15 protein-coding genes are annotated in these 25,813 nt (G+C 71.8%); 13 read left to right on the top strand and 2 right to left on the bottom strand.

Annotation, left to right across the window (positions count from 1 at the left end; all coding sequences use genetic code 11):
* Positions 1–138 precede the first annotated feature (138 nt).
* From ACIBG6_RS08040 to ACIBG6_RS07980, 13 genes are all read left to right on the top strand, one after another.
* On the top strand, positions 139–3,093 hold the full coding sequence (locus ACIBG6_RS08040; protein WP_399221721.1) for an AfsR/SARP family transcriptional regulator: 2,955 nt from the start codon (positions 139–141) through the stop codon (positions 3,091–3,093).
* Between the two features lie 286 nt (positions 3,094–3,379).
* Complete coding sequence (locus tag ACIBG6_RS08035; RefSeq protein ID WP_399221720.1) at positions 3,380–3,709, top strand: hydroxyisourate hydrolase; 330 nt, start codon at positions 3,380–3,382, stop codon at positions 3,707–3,709.
* Positions 3,710–4,041: 332 nt separating this feature from the next.
* Positions 4,042–4,404 carry a hydroxyisourate hydrolase gene (uraH, locus tag ACIBG6_RS08030; RefSeq protein WP_399221719.1) on the top strand — a complete coding sequence of 121 codons (363 nt, stop codon included), beginning with the start codon at positions 4,042–4,044 and terminating at the stop codon, positions 4,402–4,404.
* Positions 4,405–4,541: 137 nt separating this feature from the next.
* Positions 4,542–5,591 carry a helix-turn-helix domain-containing protein gene (locus ACIBG6_RS08025; RefSeq protein WP_399221718.1) on the top strand — a complete coding sequence of 350 codons (1,050 nt, stop codon included), beginning with the start codon at positions 4,542–4,544 and terminating at the stop codon, positions 5,589–5,591.
* 449 nt (positions 5,592–6,040) lie between these two features.
* A complete protein-coding gene (locus tag ACIBG6_RS08020; RefSeq protein WP_399221717.1) occupies positions 6,041–6,835 on the top strand; it encodes a 2-keto-4-pentenoate hydratase in 795 nt (264 codons plus the stop codon).
* A gap of 49 nt (positions 6,836–6,884) precedes the next feature.
* Positions 6,885–7,778, top strand: a complete 894-nt coding sequence (locus ACIBG6_RS08015) for an acetaldehyde dehydrogenase (acetylating) (protein ID WP_399221716.1) — start codon at positions 6,885–6,887, stop codon at positions 7,776–7,778.
* A complete protein-coding gene (gene dmpG, locus ACIBG6_RS08010) occupies positions 7,775–8,812 on the top strand; it encodes a 4-hydroxy-2-oxovalerate aldolase (RefSeq protein WP_399221715.1) in 1,038 nt (345 codons plus the stop codon). The genes ACIBG6_RS08015 and dmpG overlap by 4 nt, the downstream gene beginning before the upstream one ends.
* A gap of 55 nt (positions 8,813–8,867) precedes the next feature.
* Positions 8,868–9,098, top strand: coding sequence for an acyl carrier protein (locus ACIBG6_RS08005; RefSeq protein WP_317592256.1), 231 nt, complete (start codon positions 8,868–8,870; stop codon positions 9,096–9,098).
* A 71-nt stretch (positions 9,099–9,169) separates the two neighbouring features.
* A complete protein-coding gene (gene hisC / locus ACIBG6_RS08000; RefSeq protein WP_399221714.1) occupies positions 9,170–10,246 on the top strand; it encodes a histidinol-phosphate transaminase in 1,077 nt (358 codons plus the stop codon).
* Complete coding sequence (locus ACIBG6_RS07995; protein WP_399221713.1) at positions 10,243–11,223, top strand: LnmK family bifunctional acyltransferase/decarboxylase; 981 nt, start codon at positions 10,243–10,245, stop codon at positions 11,221–11,223. Before hisC ends, ACIBG6_RS07995 begins: the two co-directional genes overlap by 4 nt.
* On the top strand, positions 11,220–11,765 hold the full coding sequence (gene cysC / locus ACIBG6_RS07990) for an adenylyl-sulfate kinase (RefSeq protein WP_399221712.1): 546 nt from the start codon (positions 11,220–11,222) through the stop codon (positions 11,763–11,765). Before ACIBG6_RS07995 ends, cysC begins: the two co-directional genes overlap by 4 nt.
* Positions 11,762–12,697 (top strand): sulfate adenylyltransferase subunit CysD, encoded by a 936-nt coding sequence (cysD, locus tag ACIBG6_RS07985; protein ID WP_399221711.1) that lies wholly within the window; start codon positions 11,762–11,764, stop codon positions 12,695–12,697. The genes cysC and cysD overlap by 4 nt, the downstream gene beginning before the upstream one ends.
* Positions 12,698–12,699: 2 nt before the next feature.
* Complete coding sequence (locus ACIBG6_RS07980) at positions 12,700–14,058, top strand: sulfate adenylyltransferase subunit 1 (protein WP_399221710.1); 1,359 nt, start codon at positions 12,700–12,702, stop codon at positions 14,056–14,058.
* Positions 14,059–14,082: 24 nt separating this feature from the next.
* On the opposite strand, the gene ACIBG6_RS07975 is transcribed toward ACIBG6_RS07980, so the two are convergent.
* Together ACIBG6_RS07975 and ACIBG6_RS07970 are read right to left on the bottom strand one after the other, a co-directional pair.
* On the bottom strand, positions 14,083–18,006 hold the full coding sequence (locus ACIBG6_RS07975; protein ID WP_399221709.1) for an amino acid adenylation domain-containing protein: 3,924 nt from the start codon (positions 18,004–18,006) through the stop codon (positions 14,083–14,085).
* Positions 18,003–25,796: an amino acid adenylation domain-containing protein gene (locus ACIBG6_RS07970; RefSeq protein ID WP_399221708.1), complete on the bottom strand. Its 7,794-nt coding sequence runs from the start codon at positions 25,794–25,796 to the stop codon at positions 18,003–18,005. The genes ACIBG6_RS07975 and ACIBG6_RS07970 overlap by 4 nt, the downstream gene beginning before the upstream one ends.
* Between the last annotated feature and the right edge of the window lie 17 nt (positions 25,797–25,813).

Raw genomic sequence — 25,813 nt, 5'->3', positions numbered from 1 at the left:
ATGTGAAGGACGGTCATGCGCTTTCGATTACTCGGGCCGTTGGAAGTGGTCGGCCCCGGTGGCCCAGCGCTGATCACCGCCGAGCGCCAGCGAATCGTTTTGGCGGTTCTGCTGCTGGAGCCCAATCGGATCGTTCCGATGGGTCACCTCGTCGACGCGGTCTGGGGCGTGTCCCCGCCGCCCACGGCGCGCGCCCAGATCCAGATCTGTGTCTCCATCGTCCGCGCCAGCATGGCGAAAGTCGGGCTGCCCGACGTCATCCAGACCAGGTCACCCGGATACCTCGCCGAAGTCGGGGATGACGAGCTGGATCTGCATGTCTTCGAGCGGGCCGCGTCGGCCGGACGTACCGCCGCCGAGGCCGGCCGCTTCGACGAGGCGGCATCCGCCTTCGAGACCGCGCTCGGGCTCTGGCGCGGGTCCTCGTGTTTCGGCGGTGGCACCCCCAGCATGGCGCTTCAGGCTCCGGCCGCGCGGCTGGACGAGCAGCGGCTCGCCGTCGTGGAGCAGTGGGCGGACGCGCGGCTGGCCCTCGGCCTGCACCAGCAGCTCGTGGCGCGGCTGATCGACCTGGTCATGCAGAATCCCCTGCGTGAACGCCTCCGCGCCCAGCTCATGGTGGCCCTGTCCCGGTCGGGCCGCCAGGCCGAGGCGCTCGAGGTCTACCGGCGTGGCCGGCGCGAGCTGATCGACGAACTCGGCATCGAGCCGGGGGAGGAGCTCCGCCGACTGCAGGAATCGATCCTGTCCGGCCGACTGGACTGTCCGCCGGTGAGCGCGCCGCCCGCGGTGCAGGCCGTACCGGCCATGCCCACAACACCCGCGGCGTCACCGGAACCGGCACCGGCACCGGCAGCACCGGCACCAGCAGCGCCGCCGGCTGCCGCGACGGGCGTCGAACCACCCGCGGTGCCCCGCCTGCTCCCCGGCGCGATCGCCGATTTCGCCGGACGCGACGACCTGCTCGCCCGCCTCGAAGCGATGCTGGAAGACGCCACGGAGACGTCGTACGCCCTGCGGATCGTCTCGATCACCGGCAAGGGAGGCGTCGGCAAGACCACCCTCGCGGTGCACCTGGGACACTCCCTGGCGAAACGATTCCCCGACGGCCAGATGTTCGTGAAACTACGAGGACCGTCCGCCCAGCCGATCCTGCCGACACGCATCCTCGAACGCTTCCTGCGCAGCCTGGGAATTCCGGGCTCGGCAGTCCCGTCGACCATCGAGGAACGGGCGGAACTCTTCCGGAACCTCGTCGCCGACCGGCGCATGCTGATCGTTCTCGACGACGCGATCGACGAGGAACAGGTGCGCTGGCTGCTCCCCGGATCGTCCAACTGCCCGGTCCTGATCACGAGCCGGTCCCGGCTGGCCGGCCTGGAGGGCGCCAGCTCCGTCCAGATCGACGTGTTCACCACCGAACAGGCCCTGCAACTGCTCAGCCGGATCCTCGGTGCCGAGCGGATCCACAGTGAACTGTCCGGCGCCCTGCAGCTGATACAGCTGTGCGGCAACCTCGCGCTCGCGCTGCGGATCGTGGCGGCGCGGCTGGCCGCCCGGCCGCACTGGCCCCTGAGCAAGATGGTGGCCAGGCTTCGTGACGAACGCCAGCGCCTGGACGAACTGACCCACGGGGGGGTCGGCGTACGGGCCGGCCTGGCCATGGCCTATCAGAGCCTGCCCGCCGACGCGCAGCGCCTCTTCCGGCGCCTGTCCATGCTGGAGGCCGCGGAGTTCTCCAGCTGGGTCGCGGCTCCCTTGCTCGACGTCGCCGTGGCGGAGGCCGAGGACACCCTGGAGTTCCTCGTGGACGCCCAGCTCGTCGACGTCGAGGTCGTGAAGGGCCACCGCCCCCGATATCGCCTGCACGACCTGGTCCGGGTCTACTCCCAGGAGTGCCTGGCCGAGCACGAGAGCACCGCCGAGAGATCGGTCGTGCTCGGCCGCGTACTGAGCACGTGGTTGCTCCTGGTCGAGGAGGCGCATCGGCGGGCGTACGGCGGGGACCACACGCTGATCCACGGAGAGGCGCCGCGCCTGGCCCTCGACCAGTCGGTCGTCGACCGCGAACTCGCCGATCCGCTCGGATGGTTCGAGGACGAACGGGCCAGTCTGATCACGGCGGTCAGACAGGCCGCGGGCGCGGGTCTCGACGAGCTCTGCTGGGATCTCGCGCTGACGCTGGTCACGCTCTTCGAGATGTACGGCTACTTCGACGACTGGCGCACGACACACGAGATCGCGCTCGAGGTCACTCGGCACAACGGCAACCGGCGTGGTCAGGCAGCGATGCTGTACTCGCTCGGCACCCTGCACATGTTCGAGTACAAGCTGGACGAGGCGCGACGCCGGCTGGGGCTCGGCTGTGAGCTGTTCCGTCAGGTCGGCGATGTGCACGGCACCGCGCTGGCCCTGCGCAACCTCGCGTTCGTCGACCGCATCCAGGGCCGCCTCGACGAGGCGATGGAGGGCTACGAGCAGGCGCTCGTCATGCTCTCCGAGGTCAACGACTCGACCGCCGAGGCACACGTGCTGAGCAACATGGCACAGATCCACCTGGATCGCGGTCTGATCGCGGAGGGGAAACAGACGATGGCGGCCGGGCTGGCCGCGGTGGAGCGGTCGGGCAACCGGCGGGTGCGCGCGCAGATCCTGGTCCGCCTGGGCGAGGCGCATCTGCAGATCGACGAAGTGACCGAGGCCGAGTACGTGTTCACCCGGGCGCTCGAGACCGTGCGTTCGGTCGGCGACCCGGTGGGCGAGTGCTACGCGCTCCGCGGTCTGGCCATCGTCCGGTCGCGTCAGGGGAGTCACAGCGCGGCCTACGAGATGCTGGAACAGGCCATGGTGATCGCCTCCCATGCCCACGAGACTCTTGCCATCGGACGGATCCAGCTCTCGCTCGGCGAGGTGGCCGCGGACAAGGGCAGCTACGAGCGCGCCAAGGAGCACATCACCGCGGCACTGGACATCTTCGACCGGATGCAGGCCGTCAGATGGCAGAAACAGACGCTGCGCCTGATGAGCGACGTCTGCGCGGCATCCGACGACGCGGCCGCGGCCGCTGCCTACGCACAGGCGAGCTCGGGCTGATGCCAGGGCCACGGGGCGATCGGCGGCGGACCGCACCGCCGCCGTCCCCGTGCCCGGCAGCAGGGCCCAAGGACCGGAACCGGCCTGCCGGGAACGGAACTTCCGCATATCTCCCGGCCGCGTGACATCATTCCCGCCGCGGCGGGAAACTCCGCCCGGACATCGGATGCCGGACGGTGGGAAGGAAAGAACGAACCGTCGCGATAGCGACGGGGCAGATGTTCGCAGACGGGACGCATCCGGTGTTCCGTCCCACAAAGGATGCAATCGATGAGGCCGGTGTTACGTGAAACTCGGAGTGTGTGTCTCTGATGGAACCAATGGGCGGCCCGTCGACGGGCTGCTGATCCGTATCGAACGACCTCGCCTGGACGAGTGGCAGACCGTGTGGCACGGGCTGACCGGCAGCGACGGCCGGCTGGACCGCCCTTCCCTGCCGGAGGACACGCCCGGCCCCCTCCGGCTGATCCTGGAAACCGACCGGTATTTCACGACGCTCGGGATGCGGCCGTTCTACAGTCACATCTCGGTCGTGTTCGCCGAGTGGGAGACGGACCAGGAGATCCCCATCGTGATCGCCCCACACGGCTACGCGGTGTGCGCCGTCAGCCAGTAGCCGTGGCACGCGAACGATGAACGACGACAGGCGACCCCACCCCGGTCATCCCGTGCCGCCGACTTCGACGAGGCAGCCGCGGGCGAAGGCGATCCCTTCCTCGCGCCCCTCGCCGACCGGCGGTCACCGCAGTCGACCTCCGACAACGGACGCTTAGCGAGTACTTAGCGTTCCGGTAGGAGGACGAAAACGGAACTCACTAGAACTGGAGATGTCCACCCGGACCTCCGGGTCACGAGTTTCCGCATGGGAGATCGATATGTTGGCTCTGCTTTGTACCCTGGCCGGATTCGCGGGCGTCTACACCGCGGACGACACCATCTGGGGCTGACTTGAGCATCTCGGTGCGGGTCATCGATTCCACCAATGGTCGCCCGGTCGCGGATCTGGCCGTCACCCTGCACGCCCGGGAGGACGGCTCATGGCCGGCCGTGGCCCGGTCGCGGACCGACAGCGCGGGGAAGATCGGCTCGGTGTGCGGCCAGGCCCTGCCGTACGGGTCCTACCGGCTGGTGTTCGACACCGGTGAGTACTTCGCCGAACGGGCGGTCGACAGCCTGTACACGGAGGTCATCGTCTCGCTCCACTATCCAGGTGACCCGAGCGACCTGCACGTTCCGTTGCTGTTGAGCCCGTTCTCGTACACCACCTATCGGGGGTTCGTCCCCGAGACGGCGGCAGTCGACACGGCGTGAGGCCGGGGCAGGCGACGCGAGTGCCGGAGCCGACCCGGTCCCGAGCCGGCCCCACGCTCTTCGAGACGTGCGGGCCGGCCGTTGCGTTCGCCTGTACACACGCCGCAGGGGTACCGCAAGCAGAAGGGGTGGAACAGTTGTCTGACGAATCGCAGTCGACGACGCACACAGTGCCGGTCGAATCCCTGCTGCCGGCGGACTCGCCGCGTCTGCAGGGCCTGAACGAGGGCCATGCGCAGGCACTGGCGGAGAGCGGGACCGCGTTCGAACCGATCCTCGTCCACCAGGACACGCGACGCGTGGTCGACGGCATGCACCGGCTGCGGGCCGCGGTCCTGCGCGGCGAACGCCGCATCACGGTCCACTACGTCGACGGCCCGTCGGCCGACCTGTTCATCCGGTCGGTACAGGCCAACATCAGCCATGGCCTTCCCCTGACACTCGGGGACCGCAAGGCGGCGGTCCTGCGCATCCTCGCGACCCATCCCCACTGGTCCGACCGGGCCATCGCCGCCGTCACAGGGGTGTCGCCGAAGACCGTAGGGGCCGTACGGGGGAAACGTTCGACTGAGGAATCTCCTCAGTCGAACCCCTCGATCCCGCGCGTGGGCCGCGACGGCCGGGTGCGCCCGGCCGACATGCCGGAACGGCGGGAGAAAGCCCGGTCCTTGCTGGCGGAGCGGCCCCGCGCGACCCTCCGCGAAGTGGCCCAGGAGGCCGGTGTCTCCGTCAGTACCGCACACCGCCTACGGCAGGAACTGCGGTCCGGCACCGCCGTCCCCGACTCGGAGGATCGGGCGCCGGCGGCGGCGCCCGTGCGCGAGGACTCCGCGTACCTCGCCTCGCTCGTGGTCGCGGCGTCCCAGCGGTGCTCCGGCCTGACCTCGCTCCCGCCCCCGGCGGAGCCCTCCTCGCGGGGCACCGCGCGCATTCGGGTGCGGGCCATGGACGTGCTGTCCAACGATCCGTCGATCCGCTTCACGGACAGCGGCCGCGCTCTGCTGCGCTGGCTCAACGGCCAGGCCCACGGGCTGGCGGCGGGCGAGCAGCTGCTGGCCTCCGTCCCACCGCACTGCGCCAGCGCCCTCACCGAAGTGGTGAGTCACTACGCCAGGGAGTGGGAACGGCTGGCTGCCGGGCTGCAGGAGACCGACCCGATGAACAGCGCCTGGCGCGCGGTCCGTTAGGCCGTGCGGCGCCGTGGCGCATTTCCAGGCACAGGTGGCGAACATGAGAAACCAGGAGTGGCGAAGCTCACGTTTGACGTGGGGATCGCATCGCTTGATGCCGTTTACGTGGGGGACAGAGTGGTGAATGTGGCCAATTGCCGGACTCGTGGGCATGGGTGGAACCTTCTGCGGCGCGGACTTCGTGGCTACGGTGAGACGCGAAACGAGGGGGCAGGGCACCGAGCCCCGGGCTTCGCGGCCGTGCTCCCCTCGCCCGGATCCGCTCTGCTGATCCCAGTGATTCGGTCCGCACGTCATGGACCTCGTGTTCCCCAGGTGCCGGTGGCAGTCCGTCAGAGACGGGCCGGCGTTCATGGGTGACGGCGACGCGTCGGAACAGGAGACGCTCGCGTACAGGTGACCGACGGGCCCGTGTGGCAGGTGCGATGTGTTCTGACAGGAGCAGAGTGAACATCTCGGTGGACGACGCCAGGATCAAGGCCAAGGCACTTTACGAGGCACGCGCGACGGGCTGCCCCATCCCTCCCTTCACCGACGAGCATCCGGCGCTGGACATGCAGGACGGATACGCCATCCAGCGCGAACTGGTCGGGATGCTCACGGCCGCCGGCGACAGCGTCGTCGGATACAAGGCGGGACTCACCTCCGTCCCGATGCAGGAGATGCTCGGTGTCAGCACCCCGGACTACGGACCGGTGCTGAGCTCGACCGTGTACGAGAACGGGGCCACCACGCCGAGCGGGGCGTTCATCGCGCCCAAGGTCGAGGCGGAGATCGTCTTCCGGCTCGGAGCGCCTCTGAAGGGGCCCGGTGTCACCGTGGCCGCGGCGCGCGAGGCGATCTCCGACGTCATGGCGGGGCTCGAGATCGTCGATTCCCGGATCGAGGACTGGAGGATCCGGCTCGCGGACACGGTCGCCGACCTCGCGTCGAACGGCGCGGTGGTGCTCGGCCCGCCGGTCGCACTGCCCGATGACTGCGATGTGCGCCTCATCGGCATGGCCTTCTCCCGCAACGGCGCACTCGTGGCGACCGGAGCGGGTGCCGCCGCCCTGGGGGATCCGGCGGCGGTGGTCGCCTGGCTGGCGAATGTCCTCGGCGAGCACGGTGTGACGCTCGAAGCGGGCCAGCTGATCATGACGGGTGCCCTCCATGCCGCGGTCGCGATGAGTCCCGGGGACAGCTTCGTGGCCGAGTTCGACCGGCTGGGCACCGTCACTCTGCACGTGGGCGACGAGTAGACCACCGACGCCCAAGGTGAACCTCTGGACAGGGAAGGGAGAAGCAGCCATGAAGAGAAACGGGCGCCTGCCCGTGGCCGTCCTCGGCGCCGGCCTCATCGGAGTCGATCTGGCCGAGAAGATCATGCGTTCGGAGTTCCTCGACTGCGGCCTGGTGGTGGGACGCGACGAAAAGACGCCCGGCTTGCGGCAGGCGGCCGACCTCGGTCTTCCCATCGGCACGCGCGGCATCGAGTCGCTCCTGGACGCTCCGCAGCCGTTCGGCATCGTGTTCGACGCGACCAACGCGATGGCCCATGCCGAGCACGCGGAACGCCTGAGTCTGTCGGGCACGAAGCTCGTGGACCTGACGCCGAGCAAGGTGGGGCGGATGGTGATTCCGAGCGTGAACGGGGCGGAAGTCCTGGGCAGCGACGACATCAACATGATCAGCTGTGGTGGCCAGGCCTCGATACCGATCCTGCACGCGATCACGCAGGGTCACAGGGTCGACTGCGTCGAAGTCGTCACGACGGCCGCGAGTCCGAGTGTCGGGCGTTCCACCCGGCTCAATCTCGACGAGTACATCGAGACCACGCAGGACGCGGTACGCGACTTCACCGGCGTCAAGGACGTCAAGGCGATCCTCAACATCAGCCCGGCCAGGCCGCCGGCCACCTTCCGCGTCGCCATGTCGATGCTCGGGGAGGGGTTCGGCACGGAGTCGGTGAACGCGGCCGTGGCGGCAGCGGCCGATCAGGTGCGCGCCTTCGCCAAGGGATACCGGATCACCGCGTGCGTCGTGGAGGAGAACAAGGTGTTCGTCGCCGCGGAGGTCACGTCGTCCGGCGGCCGCATCCCCCTGTACGCCGGCAACCTCGACATCATCAACTCCGCCGCGGTTCATGTCGCCGAACAGTGTGCGGCGCTCGGCCTGGCGGGCATCGGAACGGAGACGTCATGAGCGCGGCATCCTCTCCCGGCGGTGCCGGAAAGCCGGTTCTCATCCACGACGCGTCCCTGCGCGACGGGCATCACGCCGTCCGTCACCAGCTGGACCGCGACCAACTGCGGTCCTACGCCCGGGCGGCGGACGCCGCCGGCGTTCCGGTGGTCGAGGTGGGGCACGGCAACGGTCTGGGAGCGTCCTCCCTCCAGGTCGGGCAGGCCCGGCTCGGCGACGACGAGATGCTGTCCGTCGTGCGGGAGGCCCTGCGCGACAGCAAGATGGCCGTCTTCATGCTGCCGGGATGGGGCACCACCGCAGACCTCGAACGGGCCATCACCCATCAGGCGGACGTGGTGCGGATCGGCACGCACTGCACCGAAGGCGACCTCGCCGAACGGCATCTGGGCTTTCTCCGCGAGCAAGGGGTCGAGGCCCAGGCCGTTCTCCTGATGAGCCACATGGCGACTCCCGAACGGCTGGCGAGCGAATGCGCCCGGCTGGTGGAGTTCGGTGCGACCGCGGTCGGCATCATGGACTCCTCGGGCCACTACCTGCCGGCCGATGTCACGGAGCGCGTCGGCGCCATGCGCGAAGCCGTCGAGGTACCGGTGATGTTCCACGCCCACAACAACCTCGGCATGGCGGTCGCGAACTCGATCGCCGCGGTGGAAGCGGGCGCGGACATCCTGGACGCCTGTGCCCGGGGCTTCGGGGCGGGCGCGGGGAACACCCAGCTGGAGGTCCTGGTGCCCGTGCTGGAACGGATGGGCTTCCCGACCGGGATCGACCTGTACGGGCTCCTGGACGCGGCCGACCTCGCCGAGCGCGAGCTCATGCCGGCCCCGCCCACCATCGACTCGGTGAGTGTCGTCAGCGGTCTGGCCGGAGTGTTCTCCGGGTTCAAGACCCGGGTCCTGGACATCTCACGGCGTGAGGACGTCGATCCGCGCGACGTCTTCTTCGAACTGGGCAAGAGACAGGCCGTGGCGGGCCAGGAGGACCTCATCGTCGAGGTGGCCCTGGCCCTGAAGGCGGCTCGTGGTGCGTGAAGGCCGCGAGCCCGCGGCTTCCGGTCGGGTGAGGACAGCGAGGGAAGAGCCAGCCGTGTACGACGTACTCAAGGACATCCTGGTCAGCGACCTGCACGTACGCGAGAAGGACGTCGTGCCCACCGCCACCCGCGACGAGGTCGGGCTGGACTCCCTGGCGGTGCAGGAACTCGCCACCGTACTGAACGAGCGGTTCGGCATGGAGGTCCACGACTACGAACTGCTGGACACCCGCACCCTCGCCGACGTGGCCCGCCTGATGGCGGAGCGGCGGCCGGGAGGCTGAGAGCCCCACAGTCGATCCGGGCGCCGTTCGCACGACCCAGCGCGGACGGAGTCCTCTCCATCGGGAGTCCCATGTCTTCTCCACCACTGCGTGCGGTTCTCGAGACCGTCGCCTCCTACAAGCCGTCCGCAGGCGTCCACGGATCGACCGTGCGACCTCGCCCGCTGTCGGCGAACGAGTCGCCGCACACACCGCTTCCCGGCATCGTCGAGGCGATCGCGGGGGCCGGCTCCACGGTGAACCGCTACCCGGACCCCGGCTGCGGTGCGCTGATCCGCGCCATAGCCAAGGCCCACGGGGTCGCGGAGGACCGCGTCGCGGTCGGCGCCGGATCCGTGGCCCTCCTGCAGACGTTGTTCCAGGCGGTCGCCGACCCCGGCGCCGAAGCCGTCTACGCCTGGCCGTCGTTCGAGGTCTACCCCACGCTCGCGGCCCTGGCCGGCGTGGAGTCCGTACAGGTGCCGCTGAGCGACGACACCCATGATCTGCGGGCGATCACCAGCCGGATTTCCTCCCGGACCCGGCTGGTGATCGTCTGCAACCCCAACAATCCGACGGGCACGGTCGTCGGGCACGAGGAACTCCGGAAGTTCATCGCGTCCGTACCGCCGACCTGCCTGGTGGCCGTGGACGAGGCCTACCACGAGTACGTCCGCGGGCCGGCGGCACCCACCGCCCTGCGGCTGTGCGCCGAGCATCCGAACCTGGTGGTGCTGCGCACGTTCTCGAAGGCGTACGGACTGGCCGGACTGCGGACCGGCTATCTGGTGGGGGACGCCCATGTCGTCGAACGGCTGCGCCGGGCATCCCTCCCCTTCGCGGTGAACACCGTCGCCCAGCACGCGGCGGTCGCGGCCCTCGAACTCGAAGAGCAACTGCTGCGGCGTGTCGACAGCACCGTCGCGGAACGCACCCGCGTGCGTGACGCCCTGGTGGGCCTCGGCTGGGAGATCCCGGACAGCCAGGCGAACTTCGTCTGGCTGGGACTCGGCCCGCACGCGGTCGACTTCGGTGCGTGGTGCGCGAGCAAGGACGTGACGGTACGGGCGTTCCCGGGCGTGGGCGTCCGCGTGTCGATCGGTTCCGCCGAGGACAACGACCGGTTCCTCGCCGCGGCGGACGAGTGGAGAAAGGAGACGGAAGGATGACCACGCTTCGCACCGCACCCGGTGCGCTGGTTCCGCACGACGCCGGGGTCTCCCGGCACGTCGTCGTCGCGCCGGGCATGTGCAGCGGCGGCTCACTGGTGTTCGGCCGCATCGGGGACTGGACCTGGGAGGTGGTGAGCGAGTCGTGCCGGATCAACGTGCACGCGGCGCGGACCGCCGACGGCGACCCCGCCTACCTGTCCTTCTACTACTTCCATGTGCGCGGCGGAGACGTCGTCCACCCCCACGGCCTCACCTTCGGCGACGAACTCCGGGTCGACTCCCGCGCCTTCCAGTTCGGCACCCAGTCGGTCATCACGCTGCACCGGCTGGCCCCCGCCGGTCTGGAGCTGCCGGACGGCCCGCTGGACCCGGCGGAGGTGTACGAACACCCGCACCCGCAGTGCCTCTACGCGGAGAACTTCAATCGGTGGATCGCCCGCACCACCGCGGGCAGCAACCGGGGCCTCGCTCAGGTGACACCTCCGGACTTCACCTACCAGGAGCTGGCGCCGCTTCCGAACGCCTACTCTCCCCGGTCCCTCGTGGGCCGGGCCCGGGCCACCGGGAGCTTCCACCCCGACGGGCCACCGGGATTCCACGAGGCCGGACAGCCCGAGACCTTCGCGTACACCCTGGACGTCGTGCGCGACCTCAACGGCGCCGGGCTGATGTACTTCGCCTCGTACTTCGCCGTCTTCGACACGGTGCTGCTGCGTCTGTGGCGGTCGCTGGGACGCACGGACGAACAGTTCCTGCGGCGCAAGGTGATCGACCAGAAGATCGGCTACTTCGGCAACGCCGACCCCGGCACGGTCTTCGCCGTCACCGTCCGCAGATGGCGGAGCACCGGCTCCCCGGACGTCGAGGTGGCCGACATGGCCCTGCGCGACACGGCGACCGGGCAGCTGATAGCCGTCACCGCGATCGAGATCGGGATCGAGCCGGCGGGCCCCCGCTCCTCGGACGCCTCATGAACGGCGACGCCGCCGGCGCGACGGTGTGGCTGACCGGCCTGCCCAGCGCCGGCAAGACCACGATCGCCCGGACCGCCGCCGCCGAACTGCGGTCCGCGGGCCGCCGGGTGCACATCCTGGACGGCGACGAAGTACGCGCCCACCTGACGGCCGGCCTGGGCTTCTCCCGCCAGGACCGGGAGGTGAACGTGCGCCGCATCGGCTACGTCGCGGAGCTGCTCGCCTCCCACGGTGTGACGGTGCTGGTACCGGTCATCGCCCCGTACGCGGACGCCCGCGAGGCGGTACGCCAGCGACACGCGGCCGCCGGTACCGCGTACGTCGAGGTGCACGTGGCGACGCCGGTCGAGGTGTGCGCCGTGCGCGACGTGAAGGGTCTGTACGCCAGGCAGGCCAGGGGCGAGATGTCCGGCCTCACCGGGGTGGACGATCCGTACGAGCCGCCGGCCGCACCGGATCTGCGCATCCCCGCGCACGAGCAGAGCAAGGCGGAGTCGGCGGAGGCACTTGTCGCGTTGCTGCGGGAGAAGGGGCTGGCATGACGACGCTGACGACTCGGTCCGAGAGAACCGACCACCCGTACACCCTGACCCACGCGGACGCGCTGGAGTCGGAGGCCGTCCACATCTTCCGCGAGGTGGCGGGCGAGTTCGAGCGGCCGGTGATCCTCTTCTCCGGCGGCAAGGACTCCATCGTCATGCTGCACCTCGCGCTGAAGGCGTTCGCGCCCGCCCCGGTGCCGTTCGAGCTGCTGCACGTGGACACCGGACACAACTTCCCGGAGGTCCTGGAGTACCGGGACCGTGTGGTGGCGGCCCATGGACTGCGTCTCCATGTGGCGTCCGTACAGGACTACATCGACCGTGGCGTGCTCAAGGAGCGCCCCGACGGGACCCGCAATCCGCTGCAGACGCTGGCGCTGACGGAGAAGATCCAGGCGGAGCGGTTCGACGCGGTCTTCGGCGGCGGACGCCGCGACGAGGAGAAGGCCCGCGCCAAGGAACGGGTGTTCAGCCTCCGGGACCAGTTCTCGCAGTGGGACCCGCGCCGCCAGCGCCCCGAGCTGTGGCGGCTCTACAACGGCCGGCACGCCCCCGGCGAGCACGTCCGGGTCTTCCCGCTGTCCGACTGGACCGAGCTGGACGTGTGGCAGTACATCGCCCGCGAGGGCATCGAGCTGCCGGAGATCTACTTCGCCCATGAGCGCGAGGTCTTCCGGCGCTCCGGGATGTGGCTGCCCGTGGGGACGTGGGGCGACCCGAAGGCCGGCGAGACCGTGGAGAAGCGGCTCGTCCGCTATCGCACCGTCGGTGACATGTCCTGCACCGGCGCGGTCGACTCCGACGCGGTGACCCTGGATCAGGTGATCGCGGAGATCGCCTTGTCCCGCCTGACCGAGCGGGGCGCGACGCGCGCCGACGACAAGCTCTCCGAGTCCTCCATGGAGGACCGCAAGCGCGAGGGGTACTTCTGAGCATGACCAGGACCAGGACCAGGATCAGGACCAGCACCGGGACCACGGAACCTTCGACCGCCACCCTTCTGCGGTTCGCCACCGCCGGCTCCGTCGACGACGGCAAGTCCACCCTGGTGGGCCGGCTGCTGCACGACTCCAAGTCGGTGCTGGCCGATCAGATGGAGGCGGTGGAGCGCGCATCGGCCGGCCGTGGCCAGGACGCGCCCGACCTCGCCCTGCTCACCGACGGTCTGCGCGCCGAACGGGAACAGGGCATCACCATCGATGTCGCCTACCGCTACTTCGCCACCCCGAAGCGGCGGTTCATCCTGGCCGACACCCCCGGGCACGTGCAGTACACCCGCAACATGGTCACGGGTGCCTCCACCGCCGAACTGACCGTGATCCTGGTCGACGCCCGCCACGGCGTCGTCGAGCAGACCCGCCGGCACGCCGCCATCGCCGCGCTGCTGCGCGTTCCGCAGGTCGTCCTGGCGGTCAACAAGATGGACCTGGTCGGCTACCGCGAGCCGGTGTTCGCCGCGATCGTGGCGGAGTTCACGGCGTACGCGCGCGGGCTGGGCATCCCCGAGGTCACCGCGATCCCGATCTCGGCCCTGGCCGGGGACAACGTGGTGGAGCCGTCGGCGGTCATGGACTGGTACAGCGGCCCCACGGTGCTCGAGCACGTGGAGACGGTCCCGGTCAGCCACGACCCGACCCACCGAAACGCCCGGCTCCCCGTGCAGTACGTCATCCGGCCCCAGACCGCCGAGCACCCCGACTACCGCGGATACGCCGGCCAGATCGCGGCCGGTTCCTTCCACGTCGGCGAGCCGGTCACGATCCTTCCGTCCGGTCGTACGACGAGGATCTCCGGTATCGACCTGCTCGGCAGGCGGGTCGACACGGCCTGGACCGGGCAGTCGGTCACCGTCCTCCTCGAAGACGATCTCGACGTCTCGCGCGGCGACCTGATCGTGCCGACGACGGACGCTCCGGCGACCACCCAGGACATCGAGGCGACCGTCTGCCATGTGGCCGACCAGGCGCTGACCGTCGGGCACCGTGTGCTCCTCAAGCACGGCACCCGCACGGTCAAGGCCATCGTCACGGACATCGTCTCCCGGCTCACCCTCGACGACCTGTCCCTGCACCCCCACTCCGGTCGCCTCGTCGCCAACGACATCGGCCGCATCACGATCCGTACCGCCGAGCGACTGCCCGTCGACTCCTACGCCGACTCGCGCCGCACGGGCTCGTTCATCCTGATCGACCCCGGCGACGGCACCACCCTGACCGCGGGCATGGTCGGCGAGTCCTTCGCCGCTCCCGATCCGGTCAAGGGCACCGCCGCCGACGACGGCTGGGACTTCTGACGAGCGACCGGTCCGCCGGGCCGCTCATCGCCCCGCCGTGCCTTCCGTGGCCCGGTCCGACAGCACCGCGCCGATCGACGTGAGCGGAGCGGGATCCAGCATCTCGTAGTGGCCGCACGCCACGTCGACGGTCGAGAGCCGCCCGCCGCCGCACACCCGCCAGGCGTCCGGGGCGGCGTCCGAGGCGTCCGACGCGGCCCGGAAGTGGAGCACGTCCACCCCGTGCGTCCGTGCCGGAGCGGTCCGCAGCGCGTCCACCGCCGACCGCACCGCGAGCCGCGCGCCCTCCACCGCCCGCTCCCCGAGCAGCGCGATCTGCTCCGGCGGCGTCCCGTCCGCGGCGAACCCGGCCGACCCGGCCACGTGCCGGTGCGTCTCCTCCCAGTCGGGCAGCCCCTCCTCGGGAGCCGGATACGAGTCGAGCAGGGCCACGAACTCCACGACGTGCCCCGCCGTCACCAGCTCCGCGGCCACTCCGTAGGCCAGGGTGCCGCCGACCGACCAGCCGAGCAGCCGGTACGGCCCCTCAGGCTGCACCTCCCGGATCCGCGTCGCGTACTCCCGCACCAGCTCCTCCGGCGTGCGCGCGCCGCCCTCCGGATCGGTGAGGCTGGGTGACTGCAGCCCGTACAGCGGTACGTCCGGATCCAGGTGCGGCAGCAGCCGGGCGTACGGCCAGGCGAGGCCGCTCGCCGCGTGCACCGCGAACAACGGCCTCAGACGTCCGCTGGTCCGCAGCGGCAACAGCACGTCCAGGCCGGAGCCGTCTCCCTCGCCGTCGAACCGGCGTGCGAGGGCGGCCGGCGTCGGCGCCTCGAACAGGGCACGGACGGACAGGTCGGTACCCAGGACCGCACGCACCCGGCTCACCAGGCGGGTCGCGAGCAGCGAGTGCCCGCCCAGATCGAAGAAGCCGTCGTCCGGGCCGACCCGGTCCACCCCGAGCACCTCGGCGAACAGCGCGCACAGCGGCTCCTCGTGCGCGTGGGCCGCCTCCCGGCGGGCGGCGGCGCCGTACGCGGGGGCCGGCAGCGCCCGCCGGTCCAGCTTGCCGTTCGGCATCAGCGGGAACCGCTCCAGCTGCACCACCGCCGACGGCACCATGTAGTCCGGCAGCGCGTCACGGGTGAAACGCCGCAGCTCCGCGCCGTCGAGCGGCGTCCCGGGCTCGGCCGCCACGGCGTACGCGACCAGCCTGCGGTCGCCCGCCCGGTCCTCCCGTACGACCGCGACGGCCTGCGCCACGCTCTTGTGCCGCAGCAGGGCGGCCTCCACGTCGCCGAGTTCGATCCGGAACCCACGGATCTTCACCTGGCCGTCGAGCCGGCCCAGATACTCCAGCTGCCCGTCGGCCCGCCACCGCACCTGGTCGCCCGTGCGGTACATCCGGCCGCCGGGCGCACCGAACGGGCAGGCCACGAAACGCTCCGAAGTCAGCGCCGACCGGTTCAGATAGCCGCGGGTGACGCCCGCGCCGGCGATGTACAGCTCGCCCAGCTGCCCCACCGCGACCGGCTGGAGCCACGGATCCAGCACGTACACCCGGGCGTTGGGCACCGGGCGGCCGATCGGCGGATCGCCGTCGCCGTCCTCGTCGCCACTGCGCCACCAGGTCGAGTAGGTGGTCGCCTCGGTGGGGCCGTAGATGTTGGTGACCGCGCAGCCGGGCACCCGCTCCCGCAGCTCGCGCAGCAGGGCGAGCGGCACGGCCTCGCCGCCGAGCACCACATGCGGGGTCGACACCTCGAAGGCGTCGCCCGCCAGCATGCTCGCCATCGCCGAGGGAACGCCGCTGACCAGGCTCCCCTCCCAGCCGTCCCGTTCGAGCAGGGCGAACAGGTCGTCGACCAGCTCCAGATGGCCGCCGAGCGTCAGGGTCGTCACGATCTCGAAGACCGACACGTCGAAGCTGAGCGAGGTGGACGCCAGGACCCGCGCCATGCCGTCGGCGCCGAAGTGGTCCTCCACGATCGCCACGAAGTTGACGGCGTTCGCGTGCTCGACGACCACGCCCTTCGGGACGCCCGTGGTGCCCGAGGTGTAGATGACGTAGGCGGGGTGCCGGGGGAGGAGCGGGCCCGGCCGCTCCGCGTCCACGACGTCCGCGTCTCCCTGCTCCTCGACGCGCCGCGCCACGGCGGGATCGTCCAGGACGAGCGCGGCCGTCCCCTCCGGCAGCACGCCCCTGGACGCCTCGGTGACGACCGCGAGCCGGGGCCGCGCGTCGCCGAGCATCCGCGCCACCCGGTCCGCCGGGTAGCGCACGTCGACCGGCACGTAGGCGGCCCCGGTCTTGAGTACGGCGAGCAGGGCGACGACCATGTCCGCGGTCCTCGGCAGCGCCAGGGCCACCCGCGTCTCCGGTCCCGCACCCTCGGCGATCAGCACGCGCGCCAGACGATTCGCCCGGCGGTTGAGCGAGCCGTAGCCGAGGACCCGCCCCTCGTGCGAGAGGGCGGGCAGATGCGGGATCCGCGCGGCTCGCGCCTCGATGAGGGCGGGCAGCGTGGCCGGTGCCACCGGGTGGTCGGTGGTGTTCCACTCCTCAAGGACCCGCCGGCGCTCGCCGGTCGAGAGGACCGGCAGGCTGCCGACCGTGCGGTGCGGATCCTCGGCGATCGCCTCCAGGATCCGTTCGAGCCGCTCGGCGATCCCCTCCACCGTCCCGCGCCCGAGCAGATCGGGCCGGAAGTCGATCCGGATGCCCAGCTCCTCGCCGGGGGTGCAGATCAGGGAGAGCGGATAGTGGGTGGCGTCGAACCCGGTGACATCGACGAGAAGCGCGTCGCCGAGACGGCGCTCGCCCGAGCCCATCGGATAGTTGTCGAAGACGGTCGTGGTGTCGAACAGAGCGCCGAAGCCCGCCTGCTGCTGGATCTCCGTCAGTCCGACGTGGTGGTGCTCGAACAGGTCGAGCTGCTCGTCCTGGACCCGTTCGAGGAGATCGAGCAGCGTGTCCCGCGGACCGATCCGCACCCGCGCCGGAACGGTGTTGATGAGCAGCCCGACCATCGTCTCGACGCCGTCGACGTCGGCGGCCCGCCCCGACACCGTCATCCCGAACAGCACGTCGCCCTGTCCGGTCAGCTGCCGCAGCACCAGCCCCCAGGCCACCTGCATCACCGTGCCGAGGGTGACCCCCGCCTCCCGCGCCCGGTCCGTCAGCGCGACGGTGCGCGCGGCGGGCAGTGCGCGCTGCACCCGTTCGGGCACGACCGTGCCCGTGCCCTGCGCCCGTGGCGCCACCAGCGTCGGTCCCTCGATCCCGGAAAGGGCCTCCGCCCAGGCCTCCCGGGACCACTCCGGGTCCACCTCCCCGAGCCAGTCCAGATAGGAGGTGTACGAGGGGGCGGGCGGCAGCAGGTGCGCCGCGGCACCCGCTCCGGCGGCGTACAGGCGGAACAGCTCGTCGAGGAGGATCGACGTGGACCAGCCGTCCAGGATGATGTGATGGTTCGTCAGGACGAAGCGCCACCGGGCGCTCTCCAGACGGATCAACAGGAAGCGGACCAGCGGCGGCCGGGCGGTGTCGAAGCGCCGCCGCCGCTCCTCCTCGACCAGCCGCGCGGCCTCGGCCTCCCGGGCGCCGGGCGCCGTCCCGGTGAGGTCGGCCGCCCGCCAGTCCAGCGGGACCCGGGACGGCACGAAGCGTACGGGCGATCCCGACGCGTCCGTACGGAACCCCGAACGCAGGCTGTCGTGCCGGTCCAGGAGTACCTGGCAGACCTCCCGCAGGAGAACGGGGTCGACCGGACCCTCGAAGTCCAGTCCCAGCTGGGTCGTGTAGATGTCCTGGCCGTCGGTGTCGAACGCCGTGTGGAAGAACAGCCCTTGCTGGAGCGGCGCCGGCCTCTGCGTCGGCTCGTGGGCCTGGTCCTGGCCCTGTTCCTCGGCGTGCTCGTAGGCCTGTTCCTGGGCGTGCTCGTGGGTGCGATCTGGTGCGGTCACGCCGTCTCTCCCGGTTCTCCGGTACGTGCGGTCAGGGTCTCCAGTGCCTCGAACCAGGCGTCGGCGAGAGCCTCCACCCGGGGCCGCTCCAGCAGGGCCTTCGGATATGCCCAGGTGACGTGGAGTTCCGGCCGGTCCCCGCTGTCGTGGACGACCGCGGACACCTCCAGGAGGTGGGTCAGGGGCATCTCGGGGTCGCCGCCTCCGGCGACCGCGCCGGCCTCCGGCGCCAGGCCCCAGTCGGCCTCGTCCGGCCGGTCGAACCGGCCCAGGTAGTTGAACAGGATCTGCGCCCGGGGCCGCGCCCCGAGCACGGGCGCGGTCTCCGGATGGAGATGGCGCAGCAGACCGAATCCGAGCCCCTTGTCCGGCATGCCGGCGAGCTGGCCGTCCACGGCCCGTACGGTGCCGTCCGGATCGTCCGGCCGCCCAGGCAGCCGTACGGGGAACATGCTGGTGAACCAGCCCACGGTCGCCGACAGGTCCAGGCCGCCGACGATCTCCTCGCGGCCGTGACCCTCCACGTCCACGAGGAACGGCGCGACGTCGCCGTCGGACGCGCCGCCGGGGTCGAGGGGTGTACGCCACTGTGCCGCGGCCGTGCTCAGCGCGCCGAGCAGTACCGCGTTGACGCCGACGCCGAGCCGCGCGGGAACACGGGTCAGGAGCGGCTCCGTCCGGTCGGCGGGAAGGACCCGGGTGAAAGCGCGCTTCGAGCCCTCGACGTCACGGCCGGCCACGAGAACCGCACCCTGGACGAGGTCGTCCACTCCCTCGACGAGCCCCAGCCAGAAGGGGAGTTCGGCTGCGCGCCCACGCGCCTCGCGGTCCAGGAGGCGTCCCCAGTCGGCGAACGACACCGGCGTGAAGTCCGACCCCGCCGTCCGCGGGGCCGCACCGGTGCTCAGGTCCTCCAGGAGGATCCGCCACGAAACGCCGTCCACCACGAGGTGGTTGATCATCAGGAGCAGTCGGCCGGGCAGGCCGGGGCCCGCGTCGAACCACACCGCCTGGAGCATGTTCCCGTCGCCGGGCGCCAGCCGTCGCCGCGCCGCGTCCGTCTCGGCGCGGACCAGGTCCGCGAGCCTCTCCGCGGCGAGGCCGGCCGCGTCGATCCGTACGACGCGGCCGGCCGCGTCGACCGCACCGCGCGGCAGGACCTCAAGGCGCCAATCGGGGGTGCGCGTCAGCCGCATGCGCAGCGCGTCGTGCCGGTCGAGCAGTGACTGGAGCAGCGCCCGCAGCCGTTCCACGGACAGGTCCGCCGGGGTCCGTACGAGCACGGACTGGTGGAAGCCGTCGACGGGGCCGCCCCGCTCGCGCTGCCAGTGGACGATCGGGGTGAGCGGCACCTCGCCGGCCGTCGGCGCCGGGGCGGCTTCCGTCGCCGTGCCGGCCTTGGGCTTCCGTACCTTCGCGTGGGCGGCCAGTTCGGCGACGGTCCGGTACCGGAAGACGTCCCGCGTGGAGATGGCGAGACCTCGTGAGCGGGCGCGGGACACCAGCCGGATCGACACGATGCTGTCGCCGCCGAGGTCGAAGAAGTCGTCCTCGACGCCGACGTCGGGCCGTCCGAGGATGGCGGCGAACAGTTCGCAGAGCAGCTTCTCGGCGGGGGTGTTCGGCTCCCGGGCCTCGCGGGCGGGGGAGGCGGGTCCGTGCGGGGCGGGCAGCGCGGACCGGTCGAGCTTTCCGTTGGGCGTGAGCGGCAGCCCGTCGGGAAGCACGACGACGGTCGGGACCATGTACGGCGGCAGTGCCTGCCGCGCCCATTCGGCGAGTGCGGAGACGAGGTCGTCGGCGGTGCGGGCGGCCCGGACGGGTACGACGTAGGCGACGAGCCGGCGCTCGCCCGGCCGGTCCTCGCGCACCACCACGGCGCTGTGGGTGACGCCGTGGTACCGGTCCAGGACCGCCTCGATCTCGCGGGGCTCGATCCGGAAGCCGCGCAGCTTCACCTGGTCGTCGGTGCGCCCGAGGAAGGCGAGTTCCCCTTCGGAGGTCCACCGGACCAGGTCGCCGGTGCGGTACAGGCGGGCGCCGGGCGGACCGTACGGATCGGCGACGAACCGCTCGGCGGTCAGCCCGGGGCGGCCGAGGTAGCCGCGGGCCACGCCCGCACCTCCGATGTACAGCTCGCCCGGCACTCCGACGGGCACCGGCCGCAGCGCCTCGCTCAGGACGTAGACCCGGGTGTCGCCCAGCGGGGAGCCGAGCGGCGGGTGCTCCGCGTTGTGCGGGCCGATGGGCGCCGCGAGCGACCAGATGGTCGTCTCGGTGGGCCCGTACACGTTGGTGACCTCCGCGGCGAGGGCGGTGAGACCGCCGGCCAGGGCGGGCGGCAGGGCCTCGCCGCCGACGAGGACGCGCAGCCCCCGGACCGCGTCGGGGATCTCGGCCACGAGCCCGGACCACAGGGAGGGCGTCGCCTGGACGGCGGTGACCCCGTGCCGTCCGATCAGCCGGCCGAGGGCGTGCGGCTCGCGCACCTCGTCGGGCGAGGTGAGGACGACCGCGGCGCCGCCGAGCAGGGGCAGGAGGAGCTCCAGGTGGGCGATGTCGAAGGCGACGGTCGTCACGGCGAGCAGGCGGTCGGTGGGGCCCAGCGGCAGCCGGTCGCGCATGGCGGCCAGCAGATGGGCGAGATTGCGATGGGTGACCGTGACCCCCTTCGGCCGGCCCGTCGATCCGGAGGTGTAGAGGACGTACGCGGTGGCGTCGGCCGGGATCGCCTCGCTGGGGCCGGAGCTGGGGCTGGGGCTTTCGGAAAGGGCCCCGGTGAGCCGGGGGTCGTCCAGGGTGAGCCAGTCGTCGGTGCCGAGCGCGTCGCGGGTGGCGCGGTCCGAGAGCACCAGGAGCGGCGCGGCCTCGGACAGCACCGTCAGCACCCGGTCCTTGGGGTGGTGCGGATCGACCGGGAGGTACGGGGCACCGGTCCGGTGCACGGCGAGGAGCGCGACCAGGAGCTCAGGAGTACGGTCCATGGCCACGGCGATCAGCCGCTCCGGGCCGGCGCCGAGCTGCCGCAGACGCCCGGCCAGCCGGTCGACCCGCGCGTCGAGCTCCCCGTACGTGATCCGGCCGGCCCCGTGGAGCACGGCCACCGCGTCGGGTGTCCTCGTGGCCTGATCGCGGAACCACTGTGGCACCGAACCGGTCGGCGGCGCCGAACCGGCCGCCGGACCGCTCCACTCCGTGAGGACGGTGTGCCGCTCGGCGGGGGACAGGACGTCCAGCTGCCGCACCGGCAGGGTGGGACGGGCGGCCGCGTCGGCGAGGAGGTGGGTGAAGTACCCGGCGAGCCGTTCCGCGGTGGTGCGGTCGAAGAGGTCGCGGGCGTAGAAGAGGGTGCCGTCCAGGCCCCCGTCGGACTCGGTGAGATCGAAGAGCAGGTCGAAGGGGCTGGTCGGGTGCCGGCCGTGGTCCAGCATGTCGACCTGGAGGCCGGGTAGTTCCACGGCCCCGGTCGCGTTGTTCTGCAGACTCAGCATCACCTGGAAGAGCGGGTGCCGGGCTGCCGACCGCACCGGGTGGACGGCGTCCACGACCTGCTCGAAGGGCACGTCCTGGTTCTCCAGCGCGGCGAGGACCTCGGTGCGGACGCGGTCGAGCAGGTCGCCGAAGTCCGGATCGCCGGACACGTCGGTCCGTACCACCACGGTGTTCACGAAGCAGCCGACCAGGTCGTCGAGACCGCTGTCGGTGCGCCCGGCGACCGGGCTGCCGACGAGGATGTCCGTCCCAGCGCCGAGTTGCCGCAACAGGCCCGCCAGGCCGGCGTGCAGTGCCATGAACACGCTCGCGCCGTGCTTCCGCGCCAGGGCGGCGAGGCGCGCGTGGACCTCCGGGGCGAGCCGGAACGGCACCGTCCCGGCGTGATGGGTGGCGGCGGCGGGGCGTGGCCGGTCGGCGGGCAGCGGGATCTCGTCGGGAGCCTCGGCCAGGGTGCCGGTCCAGTGGGCGAGTTGCCGGGTGAAGAGGCTATCGGGGTCGCCGGGTTCCCCGAGCGCCTCACGCTGCCACAGCGTGAAGTCGGCGTATTGCACGGGCAGTTCGGGGAAGTCGGGGGCCTGCCCCCGCAGTCGGGCGGCGTAGGCCGAGGAGAGGTCGCGGAGGAAGGGGGCGGCGGACCAGCCGTCGAAGGCGATGTGGTGGATCGTGACCGCGAGGACGTGCTCCTCGGGGGCGCAGGCGAAGAGCGCGGCCCGCACCGGTGCCTCCCGCGCCAGGTCGACGTCGTACACCGACGCCGCGGCCACCGCCGCTTCGACGTCGCGCGGTGCCACCTCCCGTACAGGCAGGTCGAACTCCACCGACTCCAGGACCAGTTGACGGGGAACCCCGTCGGTGAGCGGGAACACGGTGCGGAGGCTCTCGTGCCGTTCCACCACGTCCCGCAGCGCCGCCGACAGCGCCGCCGTGTCCAGGGGACCCGTCAGCCGCAGCGCGGTGGTGACGGTGTGCGAGGCGGCGCCCTCCGCCAGCTCGCCCTGGAGCCAGAACCGCAGCTGGGAGAACGACGGAGGCAGTACGTCCCCGCGCGGCCGGGGCCGCAGCGGCCCACGGCCGGCAGCACCCGTGGCGCCGACCTGCTCGGCGAGCCCGACCTTCTCGGCGAGCCCGGCGAGCCGGGCGAGTCCGGCGGGCGTGGGCGACTCGAAGACCGTCCGCATCCCGATCCCGTCGTCCAGCTCCTCGCGCAGCCGGTTCACCAGCCGGATGGCCAGCAGGGAATGGCCGCCGAGCTCGAAGAAGTCGTCGTCCGCACCGACCTCCGGCAGCCCGAGGGTCTCGGCGAACAGTCCGCACAGCATCCGCTCGGCGGGCGTGCGGGGCGGGCGGGGCACGCGGGAGCCCGGGCCCTTCCCGGGGGCGGGCAGAGCCGCCCGGTCGAGCTTGCCGTTGGGCGTGAGGGGAAGCCCGTCGGGAAGCACGACGACGGCGGGGACCATGTAGTCGGGCAGGGCCCGCCCGGCGTGCTCGGCGAGTTCCGGGGCGGGATCGCCGTCGAAGTGCGGGGCGGGGACGACGTAGGCGACGAGGCCGCGCTCCCCGGGTCCGTCCTCCCGTACGAGGACGGCGGCGCGGCCGACGGCCGGGTGGCGCTCCAGGACGGCCTCGATCTCGCGGGGTTCGATGCGGAAGCCGCGTATCTTGACCTGGTCGTCGACGCGGGCGAGGAAGTCGAGCTCGCCGCCGGCGGTCCACCGGACGACGTCACCCGTGCGGTACATGCGGGTGCCGGGCGCGCCGTAGGGGTCGGCGACGAAGCGCCCCGCCGTGAGTCCCGGGCGGCCGAGGTAGCCGCGGGCCAGTCCGGCGCCCGCGACGTACAGCTCGCCCGGCACCCCCACGGGCACCGGCCGGAGCCACTCGTCCAGTACGTACACCCGCGTGTTCGCCATGGGCCGGCCGATCGGCGGTTTGCCGCCGTCCCCGTCCCGGGCCGGGTCCAGGCTCCTGAACGTGGTGAACGTCGTGTTCTCGGTCGGTCCGTAGACATGGGTCAGCACGGCGCCGGGGAAGTCCGTCAGCATCTGCCGCACGGCCCCGCCCGACGGCTGCTCGCCGCCCGTCCAGACGTGCCGGAGCCGGCCGAAGAGTGAACTTCTCTCCGCCATAAGCAGGTTGAAGAGCGCGGTGGTGAGGAACGCGCTCGTCGCGCCCCCCTCGGCCACAGCCCGCTCCAGCGCCTGCGGCGAGGAGTCGCCGGCCGGCACCATCACCACCGTGCCGCCGCCGAGCAGCGGCACCCACAGCTCGTAGGTCGAGGCGTCGAAGGAGTGCGGCGAGTGGGCGAGCACCCGCGCGTGGCCGCCGTCCGCCGCCCAGCAGGGATCGGCGGCGAGAGCGACGATGTTCCGATGGGTCACCAGGACGCCCTTGGGGCGGCCGGTGGAGCCGGACGTGTACATCGCGTACGCGGCCCGGTCGCCGGTGATGTCCGGCCACCCGACCGCGTCCGGATCGAGACCGGCCGGTTCGACGTCGGTCGGACCGAGGTCGGTCCGATCGGCGTCCTCGACCAGGACCAGCGGCACGCCGAGCGGCGCGCCGAGCGGCGCGCCGATGAGGTCCTCGGCCCGCTGCTTCGTGGACGCGTCCGCGAGGAGCAGGCAGGGCCGCGCCTCCTCCAGGATGGCGCGCTGCCGCTCCACCGGGTTCCGTGGGTCCAGGGGGAGGTAGGCGGCCCCCGTCTTCAGTACGGCGAGCAGGGCGACGACCAGGTCGGCCGAGCGGTTCATGGCCACGGCGACCAGCCCTTCCGGCCCCGCCCCCTGCCCGCGCAGTCGCCGGGCGAGGCGGTCGGATCGGGCCTCGAGCCCCGCGTAGGTGAGCCGGGACGCGCCGCAGATCACCGCGGTGTCATCGGGCGCGGTGGCCGCGCGCCGCCGGAGCAGCTCCGGCACGGAGTCGGCTGGCAGCGCCGTGTCCGGGCCGTTCCAGGTCTCCAACGTCGTCCGGCGCTCGGCGGGGTCGAGGATCTCCAGCCGGCCGATGCGCCGCTCCGGCGCGGCGACCGCCTGGGCCAGGAAGGCCGTGAAGCAGCGGACCAGACGCTCGGCGGTGTCGTGGTCGAAGAGGTCGCGGGCGTAGACGAGGTACCCGTCGAGTCCCCCGTCGGTCTCGGTGACGTCGAGGAGCAGGTCGAAGGCGACCGTTCGATGGCGGCCGGGGTCCAGCAGGCGGGTGTCGAGGTGGGGGAGGTGCGCGGCGGCGCCCGCGTTGTTCTGCAGGCTGAGCATGACCTGGAAGAGCGGGTGCCGGGCCGCCGACCGCGCCGGGTTGACGGCCTCCACGACCTGCTCGAAGGGCACGTCCTGGTGGTCGAGCGCGGCCGTGACCCCCGCCCGGGCCTGCTGGAGCAGGTCGTGGAAGTCGGGGTCGCCGGAGGTGTCGGTGCGGATGACGACGGTGTTGACGAAGCAGCCGACGAGGTCGTCGAGGCCGACGTCGGTGCGGCCGGCGACCGGGCTGCCGACCAGGATGTCGGTGCCGGCGCCGAGCCGCCGGAGGAGCCCCGCGAGCGCCGCGTGGAGGACCATGAAGGTGCCGGCGCCGTGCCGGAGGGCGAGGCTGGAGAGACGCCGGAAGCTGTCGGGCGGCAGGTGGAAGGGGATCGTGCCGGCCCGGTGCGTGGCGGCGGCGGGGCGTGGTCGGTCGGTGGGCAGGGGGAGTTCGGCCGGCGCGTCGGCGAGGGCGCTGGTCCAGTGGGCCAGTTGCTCGGCGAAGAGGCTGCCGGGGTCGTCGGGCGCGCCGAGCTCCTTGCGCTGCCACAGGGCGAAATCCGCGTACTGGAAAGGAAGTTCGTCCCAGGCGGGAGGTCCACCGTCGAGGCGCGCGGTGTAGGCGTACGACAGCTCGCGGAGGAACGGTGCGACGGACCAGCCGTCGAAGGCGATGTGGTGCACGGTGATCGCCAGCACGTGGTGGTCGTGCGAGCCGACGTCGAGCAGGACGGCCCGCAGCGGGATGTCGCGCTCCAGGTCGAAGAAGTGCTCGGCCGCATCGGTCACCGCGGCCTCGACGTCCTTGTCCAGGACCTGTCGTACGGGCAGCTCGACCGTCACCGCCTCCAGGATCCGCTGCCCGGGCACTCCGTCGGTGACCGGGAAGACGGTGCGCAGGATCTCGTGCCTCGTCACCACGTCCCGCAGCGCGTCTCGCATCGCCGCCCGGTCCAGCGGGCCCGTCAGCCGAAGCGCCATCGAGGCGTTGGGCGATTCGCCGGAGCGGTCCATCTCTCTCTGGAACCAGAACCGCAGCTGCGAAAACGACAGAGGGATCACGGTGGTCTCGGCCTCTC

Origin of the sequence: Streptomyces sp. NPDC050842, assembly GCF_044456565.1 — a bacterium.
Lineage (GTDB): Bacteria > Actinomycetota > Actinomycetes > Streptomycetales > Streptomycetaceae > Streptomyces.
This window is presented reverse-complemented; position numbering and strand designations above follow the sequence as displayed.